This is a genomic window from Streptomyces sp. (genome assembly GCF_019510245.1).
GTDB lineage: Bacteria > Actinomycetota > Actinomycetes > Streptomycetales > Streptomycetaceae > Streptomyces.
The window spans coordinates 1-1,863 of the sequence record NZ_JAEKKT010000519.1; the positions used below are offsets into that span (position 1 = coordinate 1).

The window sequence follows — 1,863 nt, forward strand, 5'->3', positions numbered from 1 at the left end:
CGAGCAGGGCGGCCAGGGCCTCGCGGACCATCGACTGGTCCTCGGCGAGCAGGACCTTGATCGTGCGGCTCGTCATGTGGCGGATCCTACGTCGGCCGCGGAACCTGCGGGCACCCGGGCGACCAGCCGGAAGCCGTGCCGGGTGCCGGTGGCCTCCAGGGTGCCGCCGGCCTTCTCCAGGCGCTCGGTGAGACCGTTCAGACCGTTGCCCGGACCGTTGCCCGAGCCGCCCGAGCCGTCGTCCGCCACTGTGAGTTCGAGCCTCGGCCCGTCGAGGGTCTGGCGATGCAACAGCTCCACCGTGCAACGCCGGGCCCCGCTGTGCCGTACGACGTTGGTGACGGCCTCGCGCAGCGCCCACGCGAGGGTCGACTCGCTCTCCTCGGGGACGCCGTCGAGTTCGGGTTCGGCGGGAAGCTGGGCGGTGACCCCGGCCGCGGTCAGGGCGACCTGGGCGCCCGCCAGTTCGGCGGCGAGGCGGGGACGGCGGTAACCGCTGACGGCCTCGCGCACGTCCACCAGTGCCTGGCGGCTGACCTGCTCGATGTCGCTGACCTGCTGAGCGGCCTTGTCGGGATGGTCGGGCAGCATCCGGCCGGCGAGCTCGCTCTTCAGCGTGATCAGGGACAGGGAGTGACCGAGGAGGTCGTGCAGGTCACGGGCCAGGCGCAGACGCTCCTCGTTCGCGGCCAGTTGGGCGACGGTCGCGCGGGCCTTGCGCAACTCCACGGTCGTGCGCACGAGTTGGCGAACGCCGGTCATGGAGTAGCCGACGAGCAGCACGACGAGGAACAGTCCCCAGGCCGAGTCGAGGTCGGTGCGCAGGCCAACCAGCACCAGCGAGAGGGTGGTCGCCGGAATCGCCCAGTACGCGGCCCGGAGCGGGAAGGTCACGCCGCAGGCCACGGAGACGTACACGAACAGTCCGAGCCACGAGCCGCCGAGGCTCAGGGTCAGGACGACCGCGAGCAGCCAGAGCACGCCGACCAGGGCGCAGACCATCCGGCCGGGGAACGCCCGGCCCATGTTCCGGAAGACCAGCGCCAGATAGGTACCGGTGAAGACGGTCAGGCCCGCCCAGCCCGCCGCGGTGGCCGAACCGGTGTGGTGGCCGGAGGCAAGGTCGCGCACCGGTGAGCTGAGGAATACCAGCCAGGGCACGATCCACACCAGCTTGCGTATGACCTCGCCCCGGTTGCGGGGCGGCCGGCCGATGCGCACCAGCCGCTCCGCCCGCGCTTCCTCGTCCCCGCGCAGTTCGTCCGTCATCGCGCTCACGCCTTCAACGTGTCCTTCCGGTACAGCCAGGCCGCTCCGCCCGCGAACAGGGCGAAGGAGACGGCCAGGACGGCGATGTCCTGTGCGTGCGGGGCGCGGCTCTGCTCGATGGCCTGCCCGAGGGCAGCGTACGCGTGCGTGGGCAGCCACTTGGCGATGTCCTGGAGCCACTGCGGGAAGGTCGTCGTCGGCATCCACAGGCCGCCCAGCATCGACAGTCCGAAGTAGGTGATCATCGTGATCGGCGGCGAAGACGAGGCTTCCGGCCCAGATCGCGCCGGTGAGCGCGAGCCACTGCCAGGCGTCCAGGCGTACGTCCTTCACGGTCGCGGCGACGACGAACACGACCACGATCGAGGGCAGGCTCACCACGGCCGCGCTCGCGGTCTTCGCGAACACGTAGCCGCGTCCCGGCAGCGGGGTCAGCCGCAACTGCCGTACCCAGCCGCCCTCCCGCTCCTTGGCGATGCGCTCGCTGTTGCCCATCAGGACGGCGGTCAGGGCGCCGAAGGAGGCCATCGAGACCATCATGTAGGTCGGCAGGGTCAGGCCCGTGCCGTCGACCTTCGACGTGCTGTCGGCGTT

1 protein-coding gene and 2 pseudogenes are annotated in these 1,863 nt (G+C 71.1%); all 3 read right to left on the reverse strand.

The annotated features are described in order from the left end of the window. Nucleotides 1-76: pseudogene (locus tag JF597_RS54930) on the reverse strand (DNA-binding response regulator); the annotation flags it as partial. Next, nucleotides 73-1,269, reverse strand: a complete 1,197-nt coding sequence (locus JF597_RS54935) for a histidine kinase (protein ID WP_294014710.1) — start codon at nucleotides 1,267-1,269, stop codon at nucleotides 73-75. The pseudogene JF597_RS54930 and the gene JF597_RS54935, both read right to left, overlap by 4 nt. Nucleotides 1,270-1,274: 5 nt before the next feature. Beyond that, a pseudogene (locus JF597_RS54940) lies at nucleotides 1,275-1,863 on the reverse strand (ABC transporter permease); the annotation flags it as partial.

Coding starts and splice junctions, on each gene's coding strand:
- JF597_RS54935 (WP_294014710.1), bottom strand. CDS start 1,269: ATGACGGACGAACTGCGCGGGGACGAGGAAGCGCGGGCGGAGCGGCTG.